Source organism: Bacillus sp. LR--39, from assembly GCF_053613335.1.
The window spans coordinates 153,383-178,216 of sequence record NZ_JBSIOT010000002.1 but is presented as its reverse complement, the minus strand read 5'-3'; the positions used below and the strand labels follow the sequence as shown (position 1 = coordinate 178,216).

23 protein-coding genes and 2 pseudogenes are annotated in these 24,834 nt (G+C 47.3%); 10 read left to right on the top strand and 15 right to left on the bottom strand.

The genetic code is table 11. From position 1 onward, the window contains the following. Window positions 1-110 precede the first annotated feature (110 nt). From hutH to ACWHAR_RS10575, 5 genes are all read left to right on the top strand, one after another. Window positions 111-1,649, top strand: coding sequence for a histidine ammonia-lyase (hutH, locus tag ACWHAR_RS10595; protein ID WP_032875596.1), 1,539 nt, complete (start codon window positions 111-113; stop codon window positions 1,647-1,649). Next, on the top strand, window positions 1,646-3,310 hold the full coding sequence (hutU, locus tag ACWHAR_RS10590) for a urocanate hydratase (RefSeq protein WP_032875593.1): 1,665 nt from the start codon (window positions 1,646-1,648) through the stop codon (window positions 3,308-3,310). The genes hutH and hutU overlap by 4 nt, the downstream gene beginning before the upstream one ends. Window position 3,311: 1 nt before the next feature. Beyond that, the gene (gene hutI / locus ACWHAR_RS10585) at window positions 3,312-4,577 is read left to right on the top strand and encodes an imidazolonepropionase (RefSeq protein WP_032875590.1); all 1,266 of its coding nucleotides are present in this window, start codon (window positions 3,312-3,314) and stop codon (window positions 4,575-4,577) included. Next, window positions 4,570-5,520 carry a formimidoylglutamase gene (gene hutG / locus ACWHAR_RS10580; protein WP_032875587.1) on the top strand — a complete coding sequence of 317 codons (951 nt, stop codon included), beginning with the start codon at window positions 4,570-4,572 and terminating at the stop codon, window positions 5,518-5,520. The genes hutI and hutG overlap by 8 nt, the downstream gene beginning before the upstream one ends. A gap of 70 nt (window positions 5,521-5,590) precedes the next feature. After that, the gene (locus ACWHAR_RS10575) at window positions 5,591-7,009 is read left to right on the top strand and encodes an amino acid permease (RefSeq protein ID WP_032875584.1); all 1,419 of its coding nucleotides are present in this window, start codon (window positions 5,591-5,593) and stop codon (window positions 7,007-7,009) included. Window positions 7,010-7,048: 39 nt separating this feature from the next. Here the strand turns inward: ACWHAR_RS10575 and ACWHAR_RS10570 are convergent, their stop codons facing one another. The 7 genes from ACWHAR_RS10570 to ACWHAR_RS10540 form a co-directional block, all read right to left on the bottom strand. Beyond that, complete coding sequence (locus ACWHAR_RS10570) at window positions 7,049-8,350, bottom strand: pyrimidine-nucleoside phosphorylase (protein ID WP_007614811.1); 1,302 nt, start codon at window positions 8,348-8,350, stop codon at window positions 7,049-7,051. A 27-nt stretch (window positions 8,351-8,377) separates the two neighbouring features. Then, window positions 8,378-9,559, bottom strand: coding sequence for a NupC/NupG family nucleoside CNT transporter (locus ACWHAR_RS10565; RefSeq protein ID WP_004393280.1), 1,182 nt, complete (start codon window positions 9,557-9,559; stop codon window positions 8,378-8,380). 92 nt (window positions 9,560-9,651) lie between these two features. Then, window positions 9,652-10,320: a deoxyribose-phosphate aldolase gene (gene deoC, locus ACWHAR_RS10560; protein ID WP_032875581.1), complete on the bottom strand. Its 669-nt coding sequence runs from the start codon at window positions 10,318-10,320 to the stop codon at window positions 9,652-9,654. Window positions 10,321-10,410: 90 nt separating this feature from the next. Further along, window positions 10,411-11,352: a sugar-binding transcriptional regulator gene (locus ACWHAR_RS10555; protein WP_032875578.1), complete on the bottom strand. Its 942-nt coding sequence runs from the start codon at window positions 11,350-11,352 to the stop codon at window positions 10,411-10,413. Window positions 11,353-11,422: 70 nt separating this feature from the next. After that, a complete protein-coding gene (gene yidA, locus ACWHAR_RS10550) occupies window positions 11,423-12,235 on the bottom strand; it encodes a sugar-phosphatase (protein WP_015240895.1) in 813 nt (270 codons plus the stop codon). A 68-nt stretch (window positions 12,236-12,303) separates the two neighbouring features. Next, window positions 12,304-12,828, bottom strand: a complete 525-nt coding sequence (locus tag ACWHAR_RS10545) for a hypothetical protein (protein ID WP_015240896.1) — start codon at window positions 12,826-12,828, stop codon at window positions 12,304-12,306. Beyond that, a complete protein-coding gene (locus ACWHAR_RS10540) occupies window positions 12,818-13,237 on the bottom strand; it encodes a lipocalin family protein (RefSeq protein ID WP_032875574.1) in 420 nt (139 codons plus the stop codon). Before ACWHAR_RS10540 ends, ACWHAR_RS10545 begins: the two co-directional genes overlap by 11 nt. Before the next feature lie 111 nt (window positions 13,238-13,348). Between ACWHAR_RS10540 and ACWHAR_RS10535 the strand changes: the two genes are divergently transcribed. Together ACWHAR_RS10535 and ACWHAR_RS10530 are read left to right on the top strand one after the other, a co-directional pair. Then, window positions 13,349-13,735, top strand: coding sequence for a hypothetical protein (locus ACWHAR_RS10535; RefSeq protein ID WP_032875571.1), 387 nt, complete (start codon window positions 13,349-13,351; stop codon window positions 13,733-13,735). 160 nt (window positions 13,736-13,895) lie between these two features. Continuing rightward, window positions 13,896-14,257 (top strand): annotated as a pseudogene (locus tag ACWHAR_RS10530) (hypothetical protein). A gap of 50 nt (window positions 14,258-14,307) precedes the next feature. Here the strand turns inward: ACWHAR_RS10530 and ACWHAR_RS10525 are convergent. After that, window positions 14,308-14,695, bottom strand: a pseudogene (locus tag ACWHAR_RS10525) (hypothetical protein). 126 nt (window positions 14,696-14,821) lie between these two features. Here ACWHAR_RS10525 and ACWHAR_RS10520 point away from each other — a divergent pair. Beyond that, window positions 14,822-15,784: an iron-hydroxamate ABC transporter substrate-binding protein gene (locus tag ACWHAR_RS10520; protein WP_032875568.1), complete on the top strand. Its 963-nt coding sequence runs from the start codon at window positions 14,822-14,824 to the stop codon at window positions 15,782-15,784. A gap of 40 nt (window positions 15,785-15,824) precedes the next feature. On the opposite strand, the gene ACWHAR_RS10515 is transcribed toward ACWHAR_RS10520, so the two are convergent. From ACWHAR_RS10515 to ACWHAR_RS10485, 7 genes are all read right to left on the bottom strand, one after another. After that, the gene (locus tag ACWHAR_RS10515) at window positions 15,825-16,172 is read right to left on the bottom strand and encodes a YxeA family protein (RefSeq protein ID WP_004393256.1); all 348 of its coding nucleotides are present in this window, start codon (window positions 16,170-16,172) and stop codon (window positions 15,825-15,827) included. Window positions 16,173-16,185: 13 nt separating this feature from the next. Next, window positions 16,186-18,054 carry an ABC transporter permease YxdM gene (gene yxdM / locus ACWHAR_RS10510; RefSeq protein WP_032875565.1) on the bottom strand — a complete coding sequence of 623 codons (1,869 nt, stop codon included), beginning with the start codon at window positions 18,052-18,054 and terminating at the stop codon, window positions 16,186-16,188. Then, the gene (gene yxdL / locus ACWHAR_RS10505; RefSeq protein ID WP_032875562.1) at window positions 18,029-18,802 is read right to left on the bottom strand and encodes an ABC transporter ATP-binding protein YxdL; all 774 of its coding nucleotides are present in this window, start codon (window positions 18,800-18,802) and stop codon (window positions 18,029-18,031) included. The genes yxdM and yxdL overlap by 26 nt, the downstream gene beginning before the upstream one ends. Window positions 18,803-18,946: 144 nt before the next feature. Continuing rightward, complete coding sequence (gene yxdK, locus ACWHAR_RS10500; RefSeq protein ID WP_032875559.1) at window positions 18,947-19,924, bottom strand: two-component system sensor histidine kinase YxdK; 978 nt, start codon at window positions 19,922-19,924, stop codon at window positions 18,947-18,949. Next, the gene (gene yxdJ / locus ACWHAR_RS10495; RefSeq protein ID WP_032875556.1) at window positions 19,921-20,610 is read right to left on the bottom strand and encodes a two-component system response regulator YxdJ; all 690 of its coding nucleotides are present in this window, start codon (window positions 20,608-20,610) and stop codon (window positions 19,921-19,923) included. The genes yxdK and yxdJ overlap by 4 nt, the downstream gene beginning before the upstream one ends. Before the next feature lie 149 nt (window positions 20,611-20,759). Further along, a complete protein-coding gene (locus tag ACWHAR_RS10490) occupies window positions 20,760-22,199 on the bottom strand; it encodes a sensor histidine kinase (RefSeq protein ID WP_032875552.1) in 1,440 nt (479 codons plus the stop codon). Then, window positions 22,196-22,918, bottom strand: a complete 723-nt coding sequence (locus ACWHAR_RS10485) for a response regulator transcription factor (protein ID WP_007614840.1) — start codon at window positions 22,916-22,918, stop codon at window positions 22,196-22,198. The genes ACWHAR_RS10490 and ACWHAR_RS10485 overlap by 4 nt, the downstream gene beginning before the upstream one ends. A gap of 242 nt (window positions 22,919-23,160) precedes the next feature. Between ACWHAR_RS10485 and ACWHAR_RS10480 the strand changes: the two genes are divergently transcribed. Continuing rightward, window positions 23,161-24,072, top strand: coding sequence for an ABC transporter ATP-binding protein (locus ACWHAR_RS10480; protein WP_007614842.1), 912 nt, complete (start codon window positions 23,161-23,163; stop codon window positions 24,070-24,072). Next, complete coding sequence (locus ACWHAR_RS10475) at window positions 24,069-24,827, top strand: ABC transporter permease (RefSeq protein ID WP_032875549.1); 759 nt, start codon at window positions 24,069-24,071, stop codon at window positions 24,825-24,827. The genes ACWHAR_RS10480 and ACWHAR_RS10475 overlap by 4 nt, the downstream gene beginning before the upstream one ends. Window positions 24,828-24,834 lie beyond the last annotated feature (7 nt).

Below are 24,834 nucleotides of genomic sequence, written 5' to 3'. Positions count from 1 at the left end.
CAGCCCATAGATTTCAGATGATAGGGGGCTATGCGTGAAATATCATTTTCATGGCATAGCTCCTTTTTGTATGGGCGCTTTACCAAAGTAAAGGAAAAGGGGTTGAAATGATGGTGACGTTAGACGGTTCCTCACTGACAACCGCAGATGCCCAGCGTGTGCTGTTTGATTTTGAAGAGGTTCAAGCATCTGCCGAAAGCATGAAACGTGTGAAAAAAAGCAGGGCGGCGGTTGAACGGATCGTTCAAGAAGAGAAGACCATTTACGGGATTACGACGGGATTCGGCAAGTTCAGCGATGTGCTGATTCAAAAAGAAGACGCCGCGGATCTGCAGCTGAATCTGATTCTTTCTCACGCGTGCGGCGTCGGTGATCCGTTTCCGGAATCTGTATCGCGGGCCATGCTGCTTTTGCGAGCCAATGCCCTGCTGAAAGGCTTTTCCGGCGTGCGGACTGAGCTGATTGATCAACTGCTCGCGTATCTCAATCATCGCATTCACCCGGTCATCCCGCAGCAAGGGTCACTGGGGGCGAGCGGAGATTTGGCGCCGCTTTCTCATCTCGCACTGGCGCTTATCGGGCAAGGCGAAGTCTTTTACGAAGGGGCCCGGATGCCGACAGCTCATGCTTTAGAAAAGACAAACCTTCAGCCGGCCGTCCTGACCTCTAAGGAAGGGCTCGCGCTGATCAACGGAACGCAGGCCATGACCGCGATGGGGCTGATCGCTTACCTCGAAGCCGAAAAGCTGGCCTATCAGTCGGAACGGATCGCGAGCTTAACGATCGAAGGCCTTCAGGGCATTATCGATGCGTTTGACGAGGACATTCATGCCGCCCGCGGTTATCAGGAACAGATGGATGTCGCCGAGCGAATCCGCTATTACTTGTCAGACAGCAAGCTGACGACCGTCCAAGGGGAGCTGCGTGTCCAGGACGCCTATTCAATCCGCTGTATTCCTCAAGTCCATGGCGCATCATGGCAGACATTAGCGTATGTAAAAGAAAAATTAGAAATTGAGATGAATGCCGCGACAGATAACCCGCTCATTTTCGAAGACGGCGCCAAAATCATCTCAGGCGGAAACTTTCACGGACAGCCGATCGCCTTTGCCATGGATTTTCTCAAAGTGGCGGCGGCCGAACTTGCGAATATTTCTGAACGCCGTATCGAACGGCTTGTGAATCCGCAGCTGAATGACCTGCCGCCCTTTCTGAGCCCTCAGCCCGGCTTACAATCCGGAGCGATGATCATGCAATATGCGGCGGCCTCCCTCGTGTCAGAAAATAAAACCCTGGCCCATCCCGCCAGTGTCGATTCAATTCCTTCATCGGCAAACCAGGAGGATCACGTCAGCATGGGAACCATCGCCTCAAGGCACGCCTACCAGATCATTGCGAATACGAGACGGGTGCTTGCCGTTGAAGCCATTTGCGCGCTGCAGGCCGTGGAATACCGGGGTGCGGAACATTGCGCCTCGTACACAAAACAGCTCTATCACGAAATGAGAAACATCGTGCCGTCCATACAAGAAGACCGCGTGTTTTCTTATGACATCGAGCATCTGAGTGACTGGCTGAAGAAGGAGTCTTTTCTGCCGAATGAGCATCACCAAAAACTGATGACCAATGAAGGGGGACTTACAAGATGACTGATGTAAAGAAATCAATCCGCGCCGGCCGCGGCACCGAACTTGAATGCTTAGGATGGGAGCAGGAAGCCGTGCTCCGCATGCTCCGAAACAACCTTGACCCGGAGGTTGCCGAAAAGCCGGAGGAATTGATCGTATACGGCGGCATAGGCAAGGCCGCGCGAAACTGGGATGCTTTTCACGCGATTGAGCGCTCCCTCAAAACGTTAAAAGATGATGAAACACTGCTGATTCAATCCGGAAAACCGGTCGGACTGTTCCGCACGCACAGCCGCGCGCCCCGCGTCCTGCTGGCTAATTCGGTTCTCGTGCCGAAATGGGCGGATTGGGAGCATTTCCATGACCTTGAGAAAAAAGGGCTGATGATGTACGGGCAGATGACGGCCGGCAGCTGGATTTATATCGGCTCACAAGGTATTTTGCAAGGCACCTATGAAACCTTTGCGGAGCTTGCGAGACAGCATTTCGGCGGCAGTCTGAAAGGAACCCTAACGCTGACGGCCGGACTTGGCGGAATGGGAGGCGCCCAGCCGCTGTCCGTCACGATGAATGACGGCGTCGTCATCGCCGTTGAAGCGGATGAAACACGGATTGATAAACGGATGGAAACAAACTATTGCGACCGTAAAACCGCATCAATTGACGAAGCGCTGCGCTGGGCCGAAGCAGCCAGACAAGCCGGAGAACCTTTATCAATCGGCCTTCTCGGCAATGCGGCTGAGGTGCATCATGAGCTTTTGAACCGCGGCGTCCATATTGACATCGTAACCGATCAGACTTCCGCTCACGACCCGCTGATCGGCTATATTCCGGCAGGATACTCACTTGAAGAGGCCGACTGCCTGCGCCGGGATCAGCCTGAATTATACGTAAGGCTTTCCAAGCAGAGTATGAAAAAGCATGTGGAAGCCATGCTCGCCTTCAAGAAAAAAGGGGCTATCGTCTTTGATTACGGCAACAATATCCGCCAAGCTGCCAAAGATGAGGGGCTCGCCGATGCTTTTGATTTCCCGGGATTCGTTCCCGCCTACATCCGGCCGTTATTTTGTGAAGGAAAAGGGCCGTTCCGCTGGGCTGCGCTGTCGGGAGACCCTGAAGATATATACCGCACGGACGCTTTATTAAAAGAGCTGTTTCCAGAAAATCAAGCCCTTCACCGCTGGATTGACATGGCGCAGAAAAAAGTCACATTCCAAGGCCTGCCGTCCCGTATTTGCTGGCTCGGCTACGGTGAACGGGAAAAGATGGGGCTCGCCATCAATGAATTGGTCAGAAACGGCGAGCTGAAAGCCCCGATCGTCATCGGAAGAGACCATTTAGACTGCGGATCTGTCGCCTCTCCGAATCGGGAAACAGAAGCGATGAAAGACGGAAGCGACGCGGTCGGCGATTGGGCGGTGCTGAACGCGCTGATCAACACGGCCTCAGGCGCAAGCTGGGTTTCTTTTCACCACGGCGGGGGCGTCGGCATGGGGTATTCCCTTCACGCGGGAATGGTCGCGGTCGCTGACGGCAGCATCCTTGCGGAACAGCGGCTTTCCCGCGTTCTGACAAGCGATCCGGGAATGGGCATCATCCGCCATGCGGACGCAGGTTATGAAAAAGCGGCTCAAGTCGCCGAGGAACAAGACATTATGATACCGATGAAAAAGGAGCGGTAACATGCCGAAACAAATAGATACCATACTCACCAACATCGGCCAGCTGCTGACGATGGAATCCGGCGGCCCCCGATCAGGCGGAAGCATGCAAGATCTTCGTGTCACGGAAGATGCCGTCATCGGCATTCACGACGGGCGCATTGTTTTTGCCGGACATCAAGGAGCGGAGGAAGGATACGAGGCACGAGACATCATCGACTGCGGGGGACGGCTCGTCACCCCCGGCCTCGTCGATCCCCATACCCATCTTGTATTCGGGGGGTCCCGGGAAAAAGAACTGAATTTAAAAATTCAGGGCATGTCCTACTTGGATATTCTGGCGCAAGGCGGCGGTATTTTGTCAACGGTCAAAGACACGAAAGCCGCTTCCGAAGAAGAACTGATTGAAAAAGGGCTTTTCCACCTCGGACGCATGCTGTCATACGGCATCACGACCGCGGAAGTAAAAAGCGGGTACGGACTCGACAAAGACACGGAGCTGAAACAGCTGACCGCAGCGAAAAAACTGGGCGGGCGCCAGCCGATCGACCTTGTCACGACCTTTATGGGGGCACACGCCATTCCGCCTGAGTACCGTAACAGCCCTGACGAATTTCTGAATCGCATGCTGCAGCTTTTGCCTGAAATAAAAGAAAAAGGCCTCGCGCAATTTGCCGATATTTTCACAGAAACAGGCGTCTTTACCGTCAGCCAGTCACGGGACTACCTGAAAAAGGCGGCTGAAGCTGGTTTCGGCCTGAAAATCCATGCTGATGAGATTGACCCGCTCGGCGGCGCGGAATTGGCGGCAGAGCTGCATGCTGTTTCTGCCGATCATTTGGTGGGGGCGTCTGACGAAGGCATCGAAAAGCTAGCGGAGTCCGGAACGATCGCTGTCCTGCTGCCGGGCACGACTTTCTATCTCGGCAAACACACTTATGCGAGAGCCCGGGAGATGATTGATGCGGGCGTACGGGTCAGTTTGGCGACTGACTTCAACCCGGGCAGCTCACCGACGGAAAATCTCCAGCTCATCATGTCGATTGCCGCGCTTCATTTAAAAATGACCGCAGAAGAAATCTGGCACGCTGTCACCGTTAATGCCGCGTATGCGATCGGAAAAGGCGAAGAGGCCGGACAAATTAAAGCCGGACGGGCGGCTGACATTGTCATTTGGGAAGCGCCGAATTACATGTATATCCCGTATCATTACGGCGTCAATCATGTACACCGTGTCATCAAGAACGGAAAGACGGTCGTTTCAAGGGAGGGAGCCGCTCTTGGATAAGTATCCGTTTCTGCAAAAAGCCGGCTCCCTCTTCAACGACCGCCATGTGACAAGGATCGGCGATGTGACGGAAGCGTGGGCGGGACAAACGATCAAAGGGCCGGCTTTGATCGGCGTTCCGCTTTCTAAGTCGTCAATCAGCCATTCCGGTGCCTGCTTTGCCCCCGGTGCGATCCGCCGGGCGCTCGGCGGGATTTCCGCATATTCCGCAGAGCTGCGGGAGCATGTCATTGACCATCTGTACGATATCGGTGATATTCAGATTCATGTCACGGATGTCGTTAAATCTCACGAACACATTTATCGGACCATTCATGACATTCTGACGGACCAGCCTGACTGGGTGCCCGTCATTCTCGGCGGCGACAACTCCATCAGTTATTCCACCATTAAAGCCATTGCGGAAACGAAAGGAACAACGGCCGTCTTTCAATTCGACGCCCACCACGATGTCCGCAACACAAAAGACGGAGGGCCGACAAACGGCACGCCATTCCGCCGGCTGTTAGATGAAAATATCATAAGCGGACAAAACCTGATTCAGCTTGGAATCAGGGAGTTCAGCAACAGCTTGGCATATGAACAATATGTAAAAGAGCGGCAGGCAGAAGTGTATACAATGGAGATGATCCGGGAGAAAGGGCTCCTCCGAACGATACAAGAGGTCTTGCCGGCCGTTCAAAAAAGAACCGACACCATTTTTATTTCGGTTGATATGGATGTGCTGGATCAAGCTCATGCGCCCGGCTGCCCCGCGATCGGCCCCGGAGGTCTGTATACCGAAGAACTGCTTCAGGCGGTCAGGTTTTTAGCCCAGGAGGCTGACATCTCGGGTATTGAGATCGTTGAGGTTGATCCGACACTTGATTTTCGCGATATGACAAGCCGGGCAGCCGCACACGTCATTTTACATGCATTAAAGGGATTTAAATTGTCACGTTAAAGTCAATTCCGGCACGCGTGCTCTCTGCTGCCGGAAGATTCTCACGCCACGCAAAAAGGGGGAGATCACGATGGATGTTGATCAAGGCGGCAATCAACTAAAGCGCACGATGAAAAGCAGGCACTTATTTATGATTTCATTGGGAGGAGTCATCGGCACGGGGCTGTTTTTGAGCACAGGGTATACATTGAGCCAGGCCGGGCCGGGCGGGACGATCGCCGCTTACCTGATCGGCGGCTTGATGATGTATCTTGTCATGCAGTGTCTCGGAGAATTGTCAGTAGCCATGCCTGTGACCGGTTCATTTCAAACGTATGCGACAACGTTTATCGGACCGTCCACAGGTTTTATGGTCGGTATCATGTATTGGGTGAATTGGGTGGTGACGGTAGGATCGGAGTTTACAGCTTCCGGTATCCTTATGCAGCGCTGGTTTCCCCACAGCAGCGTCTGGATGTGGAGCGCGATTTTCGCGGCTCTCCTTTTTGCCGCCAATGCATTCTCCGTTAAATTGTTTGCAGAAACAGAGTTTTGGTTTTCCAGCGTCAAAATCGTCACCATCCTTTTATTTATCATCTTAGGCGGCGCCGCGATGTTCGGTTTGATTTCATTGCACGGTTCGAGTGAAGCTCCAATGCTGTCGAATTTCACCTCAAACGGCGGACTGTTTCCGAACGGCTTTCTTGCGGTTTTCATCGCAATGATTTCCGTAAGCTTCGCCTTTTCAGGGACGGAGCTGATCGGAATTACGGCGGGTGAAACCGCCAATCCGGCAAAAGATATTCCGCGTTCGATCCGGAATGTCGCCTGGAGAACGGTTATCTTTTTTATCGGCGCCATTTTTGTGCTGTCCGGACTGATCTCCTGGAAGGAAGCCGGTGTGATTGAAAGTCCGTTTGTCGCGGTCTTTTCCCAAATCGGTATCCCATACGCCGCAGATATCATGAACTTCGTGATTTTAACGGCTTTGCTTTCTGTCGCCAACTCCGGACTGTATGCTTCCACCCGGATGCTGTGGTCTCTGGCGAATGAAAACATGATCAGCGCCCGGTTCAAAAAAATCACGTCGAAAGGCATTCCGCTGAATGCTCTGCTCGCCAGCATGGCCGTATCCTGCATATCCTTGATCTCAAGCATCGCCGCCCCGGGCACGGTCTACGTGGTGCTTGTGGCAATAGCCGGATTTGCCGGCGTCGTGGTGTGGATGAGTATCGCCCTGTCTCAGCTGTTATTTCGAAAACATTATGTAAAAAATGGCGGACGCGTCTCGGATCTGACCTTCCGCACACCGTTATACCCTCTCGTTCCGATCGCCGCTGTGATCTTATGTTTCGCTTCATGCGTAGGCCTTGCATTTGATCCCAATCAAAGAATCGCCCTCTTCTGCGGAATTCCTTGTATGATCCTGTGCTATCTCATTCGTTTTTTGAGAAAGAAACAGCCGAAACAATCCGTCCGTGACATTCATTTGGATAAAACCATGCCATAAAAAAAGGCACATACTGATGAGGTATGTGCCTTTCTTCTCTTATTCCGTAATCAGCGTATGAATCAGTTTCGGCGCTTCCGCTTTTTCTGAGATGCGGATGTTGTCATAGACTTTGGCGGTCACGTCATCAACGTTTTCGCGGTTGGCGTAAAGGGTGACGAGCGGCTCGCCTTTTTCGACGTTGTCACCGACTTTTTTGCGGAGCATAATGCCGACGGCAAGATCGATTTCGTCCTCTTTTGTCGCACGTCCCGCGCCTAACAGCATCGCTGCGACGCCGATTTCGTCGGCGACGATTTCTGAAACGACACCCGCTTCTTTCGCCGGAACGTCAATTTTGTACGCCGCCTGCGGAAGTTTGGACGGATCGTCAACGACAGAAGCGTCTCCTCCCTGATTGCTCAGGAACTCTTTGAACTTTTCAAGCGCTTTGCCGTTTTTCATGACTTCCTGCAGCTTCGTTCTCGCTTCTTCCAATGTCTCGGCTTTTTTCGCCAATACGACCATTTGGCTGCCGAGCGTGAGGACGAGTTCGTTTAAGTCTTCAGGCCCTTCCCCTCTTAACGTATCAATGGCTTCTTGTACTTCCAGAGCATTCCCGATCGCAAAACCGAGCGGCTGCGACATGTCAGAAATCACGGCCATCGTCTGGCGGCCGACGTTGTTTCCGATGCGGACCATTGCTTTGGCGAGGTTCACGGCGTCTTCATCCGTTTTCATAAACGCGCCGGCGCCCGTTTTGACGTCAAGCACGATGGCATCTGCTCCGGCTGCGATTTTTTTACTCATAATTGAGCTTGCGATCAGCGGGATGGAGTTCACCGTACCCGTTACATCACGCAGCGCATACAGCTTTTTATCGGCAGGCGTCAAATTGCCGCTTTGTCCGATGACCGCTACTTTGTCGCGGTTCACAAGCTTGATGAATTCATCTTTTGACAATTCCACGTGGAAGCCTTCGATCGCTTCCAGCTTATCAATGGTTCCCCCCGTATGGCCAAGACCGCGGCCGGACATTTTAGCAACGGGAACGCCGAGCGCCGCGACGAGCGGTGCGAGTACGAGAGTTGTCGTGTCGCCGACCCCGCCCGTAGAGTGCTTGTCGACCTTAATGCCTTCAATGGCGGAAAGATCAATCGTTTCCCCTGAATTCACCATCGCCATTGTCAGATCGGCGCGCTCCTGATCCGTCATATCCTGAAAGTAAATCGCCATAGCCAGCGCGCTTGCCTGATAATCAGGGATGCTTCCGTCCGTGTATCCTTTTACGAAAAATTGAATTTCTTCTGTTGTCAGTTCTTTTCCATTTTGTTTTTTTACAATAAGATCTACCATTCTCATGATCTATCACCTGTCCTTCATTTATGTTCAGTGAATCAATCCGACGATCGCCGCTGTCAGGAAGCTGACGAGCGTTGCGCCGTACAGCAGCTTCAGCCCGAACCGCGCGACGACGTTTCCTTGTTTTTCATGCAGCCCTTTCACCGCACCGGTAATGATCCCGATAGAGGAGAAATTCGCGAATGAGACAAGGAATACAGATACCACTGCCTGTGTATGCGCACTGAAATGGAAATCGCCGGATGAGAGTGTCTGCATCGCCACAAATTCATTCGATACCATTTTCGTCGCCATAATGCTTCCGGCGCTCACCGCTTCATTCCACGGAATACCGGTTAAAAACGCAAACGGCGCGAATACATATCCGAGCAGCGCCTGGAATGTAATGCCGAAGACCGCGTTAAAAACGCCGTTGACCAGGGCAATGAGTGCAACAAATCCGATCAGCATCGCCGCTACGACGACGGCGACTCTGAATCCATCCATTATATACTCACCGAGCACTTCAAAAAAGGATTGCTTTTCTTCTTCAGGAACGACGATCAAATCCTCTTCTTTGCTGACGGTGTACGGGTTGATGATAGAAGCGATGATAAATCCGCCGAATAAGTTCAGCACAAGCGCCGTCACGACGTATTCAGGCTTCAGCATCATCATGTAAGAACCGACGATCGACATTGAGACCGTCGACATTGCGGACGCGCAAAGCGTATATAAGCGCTGTTCAGTAAGATAACCGAGCTGTTTTTTCAAACTGATAAAGACTTCTGATTGCCCTAAAATCGCAGATGCGACAGCGTTGTAAGATTCGATTTTCCCCATTCCGTTCACCTTGCTTAACGCAAGACCGATATACTTCGTGATGAAGGGGAGGACCTTCCAGTGCTGCAGAATTCCGATTAAAGCGGATATAAAAACGATCGGCAGAAGCACGCTCATGAAGAACGTCGTCTGTTTCGCATTCACAAGCCCGCCGAATACAAAGTTAATCCCTTCTGATGCATATTCCAGCAAGTAGTTAAATCCTTTTGCAAAACCGCCGACAAGAAAATTCCCGATACCGGTGTTGAGGAGAATATAACCGAGAATCAGCTGCAGCACGAGCATGACGGCGATCGGCCGGATTCTGATTCTTTTTTTGCCGTTGCTGGCAAGCCAGGCAAGACCTAAAAACACAATGATTCCGATAATTCCGATGAGATACTTCATATGTGTTCTCCTTTTATTTGTATTCGCTTACAATTTTTTATGCATCAACAAAGAAAGAGGATGGCGGAAGCTTTCAGCTTCCGCACTGCTGATTAATAGTCGCTGCTGCCGCTGTCTCCGCCGCTCACGATAGAGACGCCCGCACTTGCGCCGATCCGGCTCGCGCCCGCAGCGATCATGCTGTCAACATCAGCTTTTGTTCTGATGCCGCCTGATGCTTTGACCCCGATGTCCGGTCCGACTGTTTTTCTCATAAGAGCGATATCTTCAGCCGTTGCCCCGCCTGTAGAAAAACCGGTAGACGTTTTGACGAAATCGGCGCCTGCTGATACCGCTAAGCGGCACGCGCGCTCTTTTTCTTCATCTGTCAAAAGGCATGTTTCGATGATCACTTTGACGAGCGCTTTTTTATCAGCTGCTTCAACTACCGCGCGGATATCAGCTTCAACCACTTCATCATCGCCGTCTTTTAATGCGCCGATATTGATGACCATGTCAACCTCAGTGGCTCCTTTTGAGATGGCATCCTTCGTTTCAAATGCTTTTGTTTCCGATGTCGTTGCGCCGAGAGGAAATCCGATAACGGTGCAAACGTCAACTCCCGTGCCCTTCAGTTCCTCCGCTGCGAGTTTGACCCAAGTTGGGTTTACACAAACGGAAGCGAATTTATATTCTTTTGCTTCTTTTATCAGTTGTAAAATATCTGCTTTTTGTGTATGCGGTTTCAAAGCAGTATGGTCTATTTGACTTGCAATTGACATTGTATGCACTTCCTTTTTCCTAGGATACGTTTAGAATAACCGAATTTTGAACATATGTAAATTGGTAATTGAAATTATGTTCATGAATTGTCACAATTCTTGAATGAGTTTTTTGGCCGTATGCTGATCGGTAATCAAAACGTTGGCGTACTTTCCTCTCAGGGCACCGTGAATGGCCTTGCATTTTCTGCTGCCGCCCGCCACCAGAATCGAACGCTCTTTCATTTTCAAGTCGCTGAGCTCGACTCCGATCGTCCGGCCGTTAATGCTGCTGCTGCAAATCCTGCCTTCCGCGTCAAAAAAGCGCGAACAAATATCGCCGACTCCGCGTGCTTTCAGTAATTGTTTCTCTTCTTCCCGGAAATAGCCGAGTCTGAAAAGCAGCGCCTCATCCCGGACGGTTCCGACCGTAAACAGGGCGATATTAGCTTGTCTGCCCATTTCAATGATCCGCTTAATATGTCTGTCCCGATCGACCATCTGTTTCACATCGGCGCTGTCAAATATAACCGGCAGCGGCAAATACCTCGGCATCGTCTGAAATGCTTCGGCGAACAGCTGAATCGTTTCTGACGAATACGTATTGACATTGGAATGACTGATGCCGCCTTTCAACTGCACAACTTCAACGCTCTTTACCTGCTTCGGCTCCATGCGGCTTGCGATCTGGTACATCGTCGTCCCCCAGCTTACGCCGAGTATATCGCCGTCCTTTACGGTTTTATGCATATAGTCTGCGCCATAGCGGCTTAAGTAATGTGTAATGGCCTGGTAATCGTCGCTTGGAGAAAAGACGACGTGCGCCTCAAGCAGCCCGTATTTTTCTTCCAGCTTCGCGCCGAGTTCGTCCAGATCCTCAAATGGGTCCATGACGCGAATTTGCACATACCCTTTTTCCTTTGCGTACTGAAGCAGCCTTGAAACGGTAGGGCGTGACAGATTAAGCCGTTCGGCGATCTGCTGCTGGCTGTAATCTGATTGATAATATAGTTTTGCCGCTTCTATGCTGAGCTGCTGTTTTTCACGATCCATGTCGCGCCTCCCCTCTCCGCTTATCATATCACCAAAACACGCGGTAAAAAAGCACCCTCTCATGGGGTGCCTATTTTTTCAGCACAAGCTCCTGAATCGCATGCGCCACGCCGTGTTCGTTATTTGATTTTGTTTCAAAATCGGCAATCTCCCTTACTTCCGGGATGGCATTGGCCATTGCCACACCGCAGCCGGCCCACTGAATCATGGACATGTCGTTGCCGTTATCGCCGATTGCCATGACGTCTTTCTGTTCAATGCCGAGTTTTTCGGCCAGCAGCTTAACCGCGTTTCCTTTACTGACTTTCGGGTGAAGAATCTCATGGAAGAATGGCGCACTTTTGACCATTGTGTATGTTTCTTTGAATGATTCCGGAATGGAAGCGATCGCTTTCTCCAGCTTGTCCGGATCGTCAATGAACATGACTTTCGGAATCAGAATATCCTTCGGCACTTCATCGATCGTGCGGAAATGAAGCGGCACTTTCGTAATGTATGATTCGTATACCGTGTATTCACTGATATCCCGGTTCGGCGTGTACAGATTGGCTGTGTCAAAGTAATGCATCGGAGTATCCAGCTGTAAGCTCAGCTCGTAAAGCGACTTCAAATCCTCATAACCTAATGACTGCTCGGCCACGACACCGTTTGTATACGTATTTTGGACGAGTGCGCCGTTATAGGCAATCACAAAGTCGCCTTCTTCCTGTAAGTTCAGCTCTTCCAAATACCGACGCACGCCGCCGATCGGCCGGCCCGTGCACAGGACGATATTGACCCCTTCCGCTTTGGCGGCATCAAGCGCCCCGCGGACTTCAGCCGTCACTTCATGATGATCGTTTAGTAGTGTTCCGTCCATATCTATTGCGATTAACTTGTACATCCTGCATCTCCTTTGTATCCTTTTCTTCTTATGCTTTCATCATATCGTTTTTTCGTTTCAATGAAAAATCAAACGGACGAGTTTCTCCGCCTTCTCTTCGTATACCGGGCCTGCCTCCGGATGCGGGGCCGTCTTTTCCCCTTGTCAGCTTGTTCGCCGCCGTCATCTGTTTTCTGCTTCAAGAGCATCAGCCCCGCCGCAAAGAAAGGGACGGCCGCTATGTCCAGAAGGGCAAGCTTTATTCCCATCGCTGCGGGAAAGTATGCCCATAATGAACGGCTGTTCCGCCTGATCATGATATAAGAAACGATTTCCAGCAGGATAAACAGAGCGTTCACCCACAAGTAAATGAGCATTGCCGCAAACAGAAACAGCAGAAGCGTATTCCGCAGCGTGCCGGAAAACAGAAGAGCGCGCATCATATCAAAGAATGAAAAAGACTGCATGCTGCCGTTGACGACATTGGGATTGTAAATGGTAAAACGCCCGAACTGATCAAAAAGCATAAAAAATAACCATAACAGTGAAAACCATTGAATGATATGTACGATGACACCCGTCAAAACGAGTCTGTCGGCAGCCTTATTTCTCATGTGCATCCTCCCCGCCGGTTTTTATTCTTGTCATTGTTTTTGTTTCTCCGTATATCTTCCAAATGAGCGTACCGTTTTTTCCTCTTTTCAACGTGCTTTTGACGGGGTGCGGATGTCCGAGGTATTCAATCTCGATCGTTCCGTCCGTGTTTTGTGAGATCACCTTGTACACATCCGAGGGCATGGGAACCTCGCCGCGGCCTTTAATGACCTGCTTTGTCAGCACGCTGTCTTTCGTAAACGTGACGGTTTCAGATCTGACCCCGTCCATCGGGCCCGGTTTCAGCCCCGCATCCCATGTCCCGTAATAAAAAGGGGTATCGTCTGCTTTCTTTTGCGAGCAGCCTGTTATCATGACGCATCCGAAAACAAGAACCGTCATGATGAAAATCCGTATGTTCCGCAACATGATCACCTTCCTTTGAAGCTTTTTTTACGTCTGTAAGTTAGGCGGATGCCGTGGCACTGTGCAATTGACTACATAGTGTATAAAGACTTCACTAGATAAGGAGAATGATGAATGAACCCATATCAGTACTACACCCCGACTGCCTATTTCCCTCAGCAGCAGGAATACGAAGTGAACCGCGTTGAGTATGAGCCGTATCAGCAGCAGGAAAGCTATTATTATGCGCCCCCTCAGTCCGAAGAGCGGCAGCCGACGGCTTTAGAACGGAGAGTCGCCCAGCTTGAAAGACAAAACGCCCAGCAATCGAGAGAGCTCACCCGCCTCTCAAATGAAGACCAGCGCCAAAACCGGGAAATCACGCGTATGAATGAGCAGATCAGACGGCTGAGCCAGTCCATTGATATCCATACCCGCCGCTTAAACCGTTTGAATCAGCGCCTGCGCGCAGTCGAAAACAGACTCAATATTCCTTTTCAAGCTACAGAAGGCGGCTTCTGAGAAAAAGGGCCGGAATACAAAGCTCGACAGGCCATCCCGAGCCTTGTATTCCGCTCTGTACATAATAGGTAAATATTTGAATCCTTTTCTTGCATGAATGCCTCTCCAATTCTTTCACATGATAAATGTGTAAAATCAATCACTCCGGGAGGTCTTCATGATGTACCAAAACCAATACAGCGGAAATCAGCTGCAGCAATGCCGCCAAACAGCACAGCAGCTTATTCAGCAGACACAGCAAAGCAGTCAGCAGTACAAGCAAATGCTCCAGCAGGAACAGCAAAACATTCAAATGCTTCAGCAGATGCTTAACCATGAACAGCATGCCGTTCATACCATTCAGCAAGCGCTGCAGGGGCATGAAGGGCCATTCAGAAATGCCAGCAAATCGTAAATGTGTGCAATCAGCTTCAGCAGGAAGTAAGCGGACACATGCCTGCACCGATGGCGAACACTAATGTTTCTTCATTCCCGCAAACACAGCATCACACACCGTTTCAGCAGCATTCATACCAGCAATAGGCCGGTCATGCAAATGACAAAGCGCGAGATACCGGCTTTGTCATTTGTTTTTATCTCTGTTTTGTCAGATCAATGCGATGAGCGGGTTTTCCGCCGAATTTTGCTTCAGCCTCATGCCTTACCGCTTCAAACGCTCTTGCTTCGACGTTTTGTTTAAACACATCAAGCTGTATTAAATAAGCCGCCCGCACTTTCAGCCCGTGGATAATGGAGATGATCCATAAAGGCAGCACGATATACACGCCCGGCGTGCTCGGCAGCACAAAAGCAATTGCTAATAAAATAGATAAGTCCGTATTTCAGCCATTTTTTGTTCTTGGCCCGGTAGCCGATATAGAAAAAGGCCAAGAAAGCGGTCAGCGCAAACGGCGCAAAAGTCAGCAGCAGCCACCAGCTGTGCAGCACTTCCCACCAAATCCCTCTTTTCGTAATCAACATTCATTCCTCCTTTACTACTATAACATGGATAATCAAGGAAGGTTTTCTATAAAAAACATAGACGGAATGACGACTTCCTGCTATATTAATAATGATAATCATTATCACTGAAATAGGGGGATCATTATGAAGAAACAATCATGGCTGATCGGCCTGGCACTTCTGCTTGTTTTCGCATTAAGCGCTTGCAGCGGCGCGAAGGAGAACAACGGATCGGCATCAGGCAAAGGAAAGACAGACATGCGTACATATGAATCAACAAAAGGAAATATTGACATACCCGCACATCCGAAACGGATCGTCACTGACTTTTATGCAGGTGAGCTGCTGTCCGTTGACGCAAATGTCGTCGGGGCGGGCTCATGGACTTTCAAAAATCCGTTTATCAAAAAACAGCTGAAAAACATTACTGACATCGGCAATCCCGTCAATGTGGAGAAAGTGATGCAGCTGAAGCCTGATTTAATCGTGCTGATGAAGGAAGACCAATACGAGAAACTATCAAAAATCGCGCCGACGATTGTCATTCCTTTTAACACCGCAAAGAATACGAAAGATACGGTCAGCCTATTCGGCGACATTGCCGGAGCGAAGGATAAAGCCAAAAGCTTTATGGCAGACTTCAACAAAAAAGCCGAAGCGAATCAAAAGCGCCTCAAAAACGTGATCGGCAAAGACGAGACAGTCGGCCTTTATGAAACGACGGATAAAGGCGAGATCTGGGTTTTCAATGACAATTCCGGCCGCGGCGGCCAAGCCGTTTATAACGCGCTCGGATTGAAAGCGCCGGCCAAAATTGAAAAAAACATCATGAAAACGGGCGCCATGAAACAGGTTTCCCAAGAGGTCATCCCTCAATATGCGGCTGATTATATGTTCATTACCGATTACAATCCGAATGGAGAAAGCAACACATTTGAGCGTCTGAAAGATTCATCCGTTTGGAAAAATCTCGATGCCGTAAAACACAATCGTGTCTTTATTAACGATTTCAACACCTTCTATCCGTATGACCCGATTGCCGTCAGCAAACAGATGGATATCATCACCGACATGCTGATCAAACGGGCTGAAGAAAATAAAAAATAAAAAAAGCGGCACAGTCATGACACTGTGCCGCTTTTCATGTTCACTTTAATTTTGACTGTACGGAGCCCGGCATATCTTCAAATCTGACTTCTTCCCAGGTCTCGACATACTTTCCTTTCGCCTTCACCTTCAAATACGCGTTCTTTCGAAGGTCTTTCCCGGCGAAAAAGGTCACTTCTTCTTTTTTCCCGGATGCATTATATCCGTCTAATGTATACTCAGTACCGCCCGGGCTAAGATGTTTGCCATCTCGATCAATCTGCACATAGACATCTTGCTGGTGAATAAACGGATTAAATCTGTCTGTAACATCATTATGAAAAAAGAGAAGTCCGTATATGACGGCAGCGGCCGCCAAGACGGCCAGGATTGCCAATGCTTTTTTCATCTGTGCACTCCCCTTACTTGTTCATTTTTTTCAAATAGCTTGTCCGCACCGCGAGGAAGAACAGAAGCTGAAAGATGAAAAACCCTCCGATGGTCAGACTGAGCGGCCCCGCTACATCGGAATAGCCTTCCACGGCCAATGTTCTCAAAGCAAACAGCGTATGCATGACGGCAATGACAAATGGGAAGAAGAACAAAATCGCCAATTGTATCGTTACGCTTTGTGCCATTTCACGCTCACTCAGGCCAATTTTGGCCAGTGAACGGTAGCGCTCCCGGTCTTCATCTAAATCGGTGAACAGCCTGAAATATAAGAAACTTGCTGCCGCGACAAAGAAGACGATCGCGATAAACAGGCCGATGAATAAACTCAGGCTCGGCAGCTGCACCGTATCATAGTACGTCCCAGCTTTTGCCATAAAATCAGAATGGACGTCGATATAGTTGCCGTAAATCTCATTTTTCAAGGATTGGCTGATCCCTAGACTGTCTTTCCAATGATCATAGCTGTAGCCGTATAATGACGCTTTCTCACCGAGTGATTTCAGCTGATCAAAGGTTTGATCGTTCACCGCGATGATGGCATTCAATGAGATCAGCGGTTTTTTGACTTCTTTTACCGTCAGTTTTTGGTCAGACGGCTTGCCTTTTTGGTTCAGCAGCTTCAGCTGATCCGGCGCTTCGTTTTTGAAATTGCGGTCATACGTGCCCGGGAAATAGACGGCCTCGCCATGTTTCAGGCCGTTTAGATTAACATGGAAGTACTTCGCCGCCTCCGATTCGCTGATCATGTAAACAGGCGGAACAGTATCCCCTTTCTGATAGCGGACATAGGAAACATCTATTTTGTCTTTCTTATACGTAAAGCCGTGTGTTTTCAGTTCATGGTCAATATCTTTCAAATGAGTCTGTTCTTTTGGATTATTGCTGAAAGATACATACTCCATCTCATAGGCGGACTCTTCTGCTCCGACGGTCGATTTGTACATCGCGAGCACGCCTGTCGCAGTAAACGCTACCGCGGAAATAATGCTGACGATAAAGAACAGGCGGGCGTTGTCTTTTAAACGATAGACAAGGTCAGAAACCCAAATGACATTTTTCCCGCGCAGATAAAAGGTTTTCCACTTCTTCAGCGCGCGCAGAATCCAGATGCTGCTTTGGCTGAAAAAGAAATACGTGCCGATAACGGTAAGCAGTAAAATGATGAACGGCTCGATCCCGTGGACATTGCCTTTTAAAACCATGCCGTACCCGCCGCAAAGACAGGCGATGCCGAATAAGGACAGAAGCACGGACGGCTTCGGCTCCGGCTTGATCTTGTCAGTGCCCTTTATTAATTTGATCACCGTATTTGATCTGACAAAAAGGATCGTGAACTGCGATAAAAGGAAAAATAAGAGCAGAAATCCGCCGGCCGTAATACCGAGCGCTTTCCAAGGCATGTACAGAGGCAGCGCGTCCATTTCTAAAATATAAGCGCCGACCGTAAAGAACGTTTTCGAAAAAATGAAGCCTCCGATAATCCCGGCTGCGATCGACATGACGCCGATGATCATGTTTTCCGCCGTAATGAGCTTTCTCAGCTGCACCGGCGTGATGCCCTGCATCAGCAGAATACCGAATTCTTTATTTCTCGATTTCAAAAATGCGTTAACCGAATACAGAACAAATAAGAAAGAAAAAACAAAGATCATCCATTCCGCGGCGGTTAAGCCTTTTCTGGCGATGTTATTCAGGTAGCCTTCCTTTAGTGCCGGATGAAACAGGAACATCGCAAAGGTAAAGAAAATCAAAACGGAAAAAGCGCTGCTCAAGAAGAATGCAAGATAGGCCCTTTTGTTTCTCGTGACGTTTTTATAAGCGAACTGAAGAAAGGTCATTTGCGTTTCCCCCCAGCATAGACAGCACATCGAGAATTTGTTCATAAAAGACTTGGCGGTTTTCCCCGCGGTAAATCTCATTAAACAGTTCGCCGTCTTTTATAAAGATGACGCGGCGGCAGTAGCTTGCCGCAACCGGATCGTGGGTCACCATCAAAGCCGTGACATGATCATCCTGATTCAGGCTCTGCATCGTTTCCATGACGTCTTTTGACGCTTTGGAATCAAGGTTTCCCGTCGGTTCATCGGCCAGAATGAGTGACGGCTTATGAATGACCGCCCTTGCGATGGCGGCCCGCTGGCGCTGTCCGCCGGATACTTCAAACGTCCGTTTGTTGAGCAGGTCTTCGATTCCGAGCTTTGCCGCGATGCCGTGCAGTTTTTCTTCCATGACAGACGGCGCTTCTTTTTCAAGCGTTAACGGCAGCATGATATTTTCACCGACGGTCAGTGTGTCCAGAAGGTTGAAATCCTGAAACACAAATCCGAGCTGCTTGCGGCGGAAATGAGCGAGCTTTGTCCGCTTCAGCCGGTGCGGGTTTTCTCCGTGAATCAGGATATCGCCTGAATCCGGACGGTCAATCGTTGAAATGATATTCAAAAGCGTTGTTTTTCCGGACCCGGATGGCCCCATCACCGCCGTGAACCCGCCTTCTTCTATTGAAAACGAAATTTGTTTTAAAGCTTGATAGGACACTTGTCCTTTATAGGTTTTATTTATATGTTTGACTTCAAGCATATTCGCCATGAAAATCCTCCTTATGGTTTTATTCTTGTTAATCTGGGCTGCTTTCATGTAGCGCCGGGGCGTTCAGCATAAAAAATCCCCTTGACATAAATCCATGTTATCAAGGGGAAACAGAACGAGCTATGTTGTTTTCTTAACGCAGTCTTACATTTTTGTAAGAAATGAAAATCGGACCGATGTCCCTTCACCGGCGGAAGAAGTGATGTCCACCGTATGATTGAGCTTGCCCGTAATTTCTTTGACGAGATGGAGGCCGATTCCCGTAGATTCTTGGAAACGCCGTCCGTTTTCACCGGTGTAATAAGGATCAAACACCCGCTTGATGTCCTGCGAGGGAATCCCGACACCGTAATCTTTGACTTCAAGCACCGTCCTGTCTTCATCGCGGAAGACATTCAGCTCCAGTCTGTCACTCTTGCCTGCCGAATACTTGACCGCATTTGTGACCACTTGGCCGATCGCAAATTTGAGCCATTTCGCATCGGTGTAAATCTGATGATCATCGCGAATATCCATTTTCGGATAGACGCGGTATTGAATAAAAAATCGTTTATAGCTTTGAATGACCGATTGGAGAAGCTCTGCTAAGGAAACCGCTTCAACTTTAAAATCCCGCTCAAACAGGTCGAGCCTTGATGAATAAAGAAGCGTCTCCAGCCCGAATTCAATCTGCCGGACTTCTTTTTTGATTTGTTCAAAGACGGGCTCATCCTCTTCCTGAATGATTAAATTAATGACTGACAGCGGCGTCTTTACTTGGTGCACCCATTGGTTCATATACGTCACCCGCGCGTCAAGCTTGGCTTCGGTCTCATGGAGCTTCTGGTGCTGCAGCCGGATCAGCTCCATCTGCTTTTCATACAGCTCTGAACAGAATACTGAAGAACCGAGATACGGGATGTCCGTCCCTTCCTGCTCCGAGCTGAGCCAATGATACACGCCGCGGTCTTTGTACCAGCGGTAGGCAAGATAACCCGCCAAAATAAGAAGCTGCACGCCCAATATGTAAAACAGGTGGGAAAAAGAATGAAGACCCGCAAACCAGTAATAAAAGAAGACAAACAGCCCTTGAAGGAGAAAAAGCAGAATCAGCACGGCATGAGACCGGAGAAACAGCTTCATGACAGCGCCCTCAGCTGGTAGCCTTCGCCCCGCACCGATTCAATGGAAACAGGCGCATTCAGCTCCCGCAGTTTTTTTCTGAGCCGCGTGATATACACGTTAAGTGTATTATCATCGACGAAAATGTCGGTGTCCCACGTTTTTTCCATGAGACGGTCCCGACTCGTCACCTTTTCTCCCCGCTCAAGCAGCACTTCTAAAAGCTTGCTTTCTTTTTTAGAAAGCTCGCTTTTTTCGTCCTGAAAGCGCAGTTCAAACCGTTCCACAAAGAGCTGCACACCGGCATATTCAACCACTTTCTCTCCCTGCTTGGCGGCGTACTCTCCGTATGCCCTGCGGATCTGGCTTTTGATTTTCGCCAGCACAATATCATAAGAAAACGGTTTTTCGATATAATCATCTCCGCCGTTTTCAATCGCCATCACTTGATCCATTTCCCCGCTTCTGGCTGAGATGAAAATGATCGGGCTTGTAGAATGCTGGCGGATCTGGCGGCACCAATAATAGCCGTCATAAGACGGCAGATTGATATCAAGCAGCACCACATCAGGCTTTTCCCGCAAAAAAACATCAAGAACAGCCGTGAAATCCGCGGCGGCCACGGTTTGATATCCGTATTTTTCAAGGTAATTCTGCAATAGTCCGCGAATGTCTTCACTATCTTCCACAATCATGATTTTATTCATGCAACCATCCTCCAAAAGGATACGGCTTTTCGGAGCCCTCATTATTTGATGCCCCCATCATAATGCTTTCATCGGTTCTCTGCAACATGAGAAAGCGGGCCTTTATAAAAGACCCGCTTCTCCCTTTCTCAATGTAAGATCGATTATTTCTAATTGACATTGTTATACTTAGATGGCGGACTCGGAAAGGTAATTTTAAATCTTGTGCCAATTCCCGGCTGACTATATATATCAATATTTCCCCCATGTGCCTTGATAATTTGCTGAGCAATAGCCATTCCTAATCCAGTCCCTGAGTTATTTGACGTAGCGCTTGTCCCTCTGAAATACCGATCAAATAAACATTCGACCGTCTCTTCGTCCATTCCTATCCCATCGTCTTCTATTATAATTTGTATTTCATTGTCATGTAACACGTCCTGATATAATATGACCTTTATTTTAGTGCCCGGAGGATTATGTTTAATACAATTAGCAATCAAGTTTTCAACTGCGCGCTTTAGGTACCTTTCATCCATATTAAAAAGTATCTTATTGTGACTGGATTCTATAGCGAATCTCTTATTTTCTGACTCCGGTAGCAACTTCATTTTTTCTAAAGTGTCATGAATTACTTTCACTACGTTTTTTTCTTCAAGATCGATTGGAAGCGACTCATTTTTCAATTGAAAAGTTAAGTTGAAATCTTCAATCAGCTTTTCCATATATTCGACACGTTCTTCCATTATTAAGGAAAAATCACGCACTTGCTGATTTTCCCACTCATATTCATTTGAAGATAAAAGAACCGTATATCCCTTAATAACCGAAAGAGGGGTTTTCAAATCATGTGAGACACCGGCCATCCACTCTTCTCGTGTCTTTTCCAATAATTCTCGCTCAGCCTTATTCCTTTGAAGCGTTGAGGTAAGTTCAGACAGAGCCTGCATTAATTCTTGATAGGTCTTATATCCAGATTTATTATGTCTATATTTGCTTGAATGAAACTTCCAATCATAAGGTTCTTCATATTTTTCTTTAGACAAATTCTCAATCCAAGATACAATAAACAGCAGGGGAGCACCTAGTTTTTTTCCGTAAAATATTGCAATTACAATCCCTGCCATAATAATAGAAACTATCCACAAGTTATTCACCCAATAGAAAAAAGGGTTATTTTTTTCCATCGGCTTTCCCAATACCCATGTTAAATCCTGATTGTTTTTCGTTTCGTACCACGTAGATAATTGATAACCTTTTTTGGCAGGATACATGTAATCTGATATTAACTCTCCAAGAATATAATGCTTAGGTATATTTTTAGGTTTATTAAAAGAAAAAACCTCATCTCCTTGTTCATCTAAAATTTGAATCCACATTCGGTTCTCTAATAAATCTTCTTTTGCTTTCGTATTTATTGAAAATTGTTTATCTGCAACAACTGTTTGGTCAACAATTTTTTTTAAGGATAAGTGCGGCGTTTCCATTTTATTCTGACCTAAGACGAGGCTGAAAAATATGATACTGCCCACAATGAGCAGACCCCAAATAAACATGAGTAAAAAAAGTCTCGATACGAAGTAAAATGCTATCCTATTTCTCAGCTTCAAAATAAATCCTCATCTATAGGCTCTGCTTCAAATATATAGCCCTGTCCTCGAACCGTTTTAATCCATCTTGGTCTGCTCGGGTCTTCTTCTAATTTTTCACGTAATCGTCTTACATGTACCATTACAGTACTATCTCCGCCGTAAAACTCCCCCCACACATCTTTATAAATTTGGTGTTTACTTAAAATTTGATTGGGATGTTCACAGAAATAAATCAGAAGTTTCATTTCCTGAGCAGGGCAATCGATTCTTGTCCCGTTAACAACAAGTCTTCCGGTATTGGGATCTATTTTAAAATGTTCATAATCGTATACCTGTTTTAGATGGTAAGAAGAAGAGATCTGAGTCGTTCTCTTTAATTGGGCTTTTACACGAGCTACAATTTCCAGTGGATTAAATGGTTTAGTAATATAGTCATCTCCCCCAAAACTAAACCCTTGCAATTTATCTAAATCTGTTGTTTTTGCTGTTAAGAAGAGTATCGGCACATTTGTATGGGAGCGTATTTTGCTGCATAAGGTGAAGCCATCAGTGTCCGGAAGCATGACATCTAACAAAATAATATTTGGAAGTTCCTGATCGATTTTCAGAAGGGTTTCGCTCCCTGTCATAGCTGTGGAAATATTGCTGAAACCTTCCTTTTCAAAGCAAGTTATTAATAAGTTTAAGATATGTTCGTCATCATCCACCATGAGGATTTTGTTCTCTTCTAACGTCATAAGTTATCCTCCTTTTTATTTCTTATTTTATATGAGATCAATGACATAAAGGTCGGAAAAGGAAAGAATTTAACTTTCGTTAAGGGTTCAGAATATTCTTTTGATATTTTAACCTTGATATTCAGGGATCAATATAACTACATACAGAAAATAAACAAGGGATGTCGTTAAGTGAATGTTTAGGAAGAGTTTCGTTTGTGTTTAAAGAACATCGCTTATGATAAAAGTGAGGTGAGAGACAAATGAATGATCAAATAGTGGTAACACACGATCTAACTAAAAAGTATAAAAAGCATACTTCTGTTGATGGATTAAACTTAAGGATGAGGCGCGGCGAAATTTATGGTTTTCTTGGACCGAATGGTGCTGGTAAAACAACAACCATCCGAATGTTATTAGGTTTAATTAAACCAACAAAAGGAAACATCGAAATCTTTGGCCAAAACCTAAACAAGAATCGTTTGCAGATATTGCAAAGAATCGGGTCACTGGTAGAATCTCCAACTTATTATGGTAATTTAACAGGTTACGAAAACTTAGAAGCTGTTAGGAGGTTACGAGGACTTCCGGAACAACGGGTCAATGAAGTATTGGAAACTGTAAGGTTATCTAAAGTAGCAAATCGACTGACTAAGGAGTATTCCCTTGGAATGAAACAACGTTTGGGAATTGCAGTTGCCCTGTTAAGCAGTCCTGATTTATTAATTCTGGATGAACCGACAAACGGTTTAGATCCATCCGGTATCCAAGAAATAAGAGAGCTAATTAAAGAATTGCCTAAATCGGGAATGAGTGTTATTGTATCCAGCCACTTATTGAGTGAAATAGATCAAATGGCTACTCAAGTGGGAATTATCAACAATGGAAGGATGATTTTTCAGGACTCGATTGCAAGTTTACATCAAAAACGAAAACCACTATTAAAAGTCGGTGTTAGTGACGTAATCGAAGCAAAAACAATACTAAACAGGAAAGGATTAAAGGTTGATTTACAAAAAAATTATTTGTGGCTGTCTCAAACAGAACCGGAATTTGTTTCAGAAATCAATTCCATACTTCTTCATTCAGGGCTGTCTGTATTTCGACTTGAAGAAAAGACACGATCACTTGAGGATATTTTTTTAGAATTAACCGGTACAGAGGGAAGTCTATGAAAAAGTTATTATGGGCAGATCAATTAAAACTGAAACGTTCGTCGTTATTGATTGTAGTCTTATTGGTTCCCTTACTCATTATAGCATATGAGTTGGTAAATCTTACTTATCGATCTGAATACGTGGAAAAACAAGCTGAAATGTTCCATGCTGGATCAATGTGGATGTATTTACTGTATGATAACAGTTTGTTATTTGGTCTGGGTTTTCCATTAGCCGCCACACTTTCTGCGTCAATAATAGCAAATATAGAGCATCAAGCAAACGGATGGAAGCAAACCCTTTCTTTTCCCGTATCTAGAATGCGAATTTATGTAAGCAAATTTATTTACTTAGTAGTCAGTTTATTTATTTCGTCAACAATCTTCTTGCTCGGCATGGTACTGCTGGGCAAACTGGTAGGTTTCGAAGGTAGTGTACCTTGGGGACTTTTGTTTGGAGATAGTTACAGCATGTTAGTTACAGTACTGCCTATAATGGCCTTCCAGATATGGTTATCTATGGTGTTTAGCAACCAGGCATTCTCAATTCTTGTAGGATCAGTATCATCTATAATGGGTTTGTTTTTGGCAGCTGCTCAATCAACGAGGTGGTTTCCACTGGCTTATCCTAGTCAATCTTCGACAGTCATTCTGCAGTATGAAGGGATAGGATATAACCCAGATCTTTCATCTTACCTTTGCATTAGCCTTTTCTTAGGGATAATTATATTATTTCTAGGCTCTATTCATTTTGCTAAACGGGATGCTTTGTAAAAAGGAG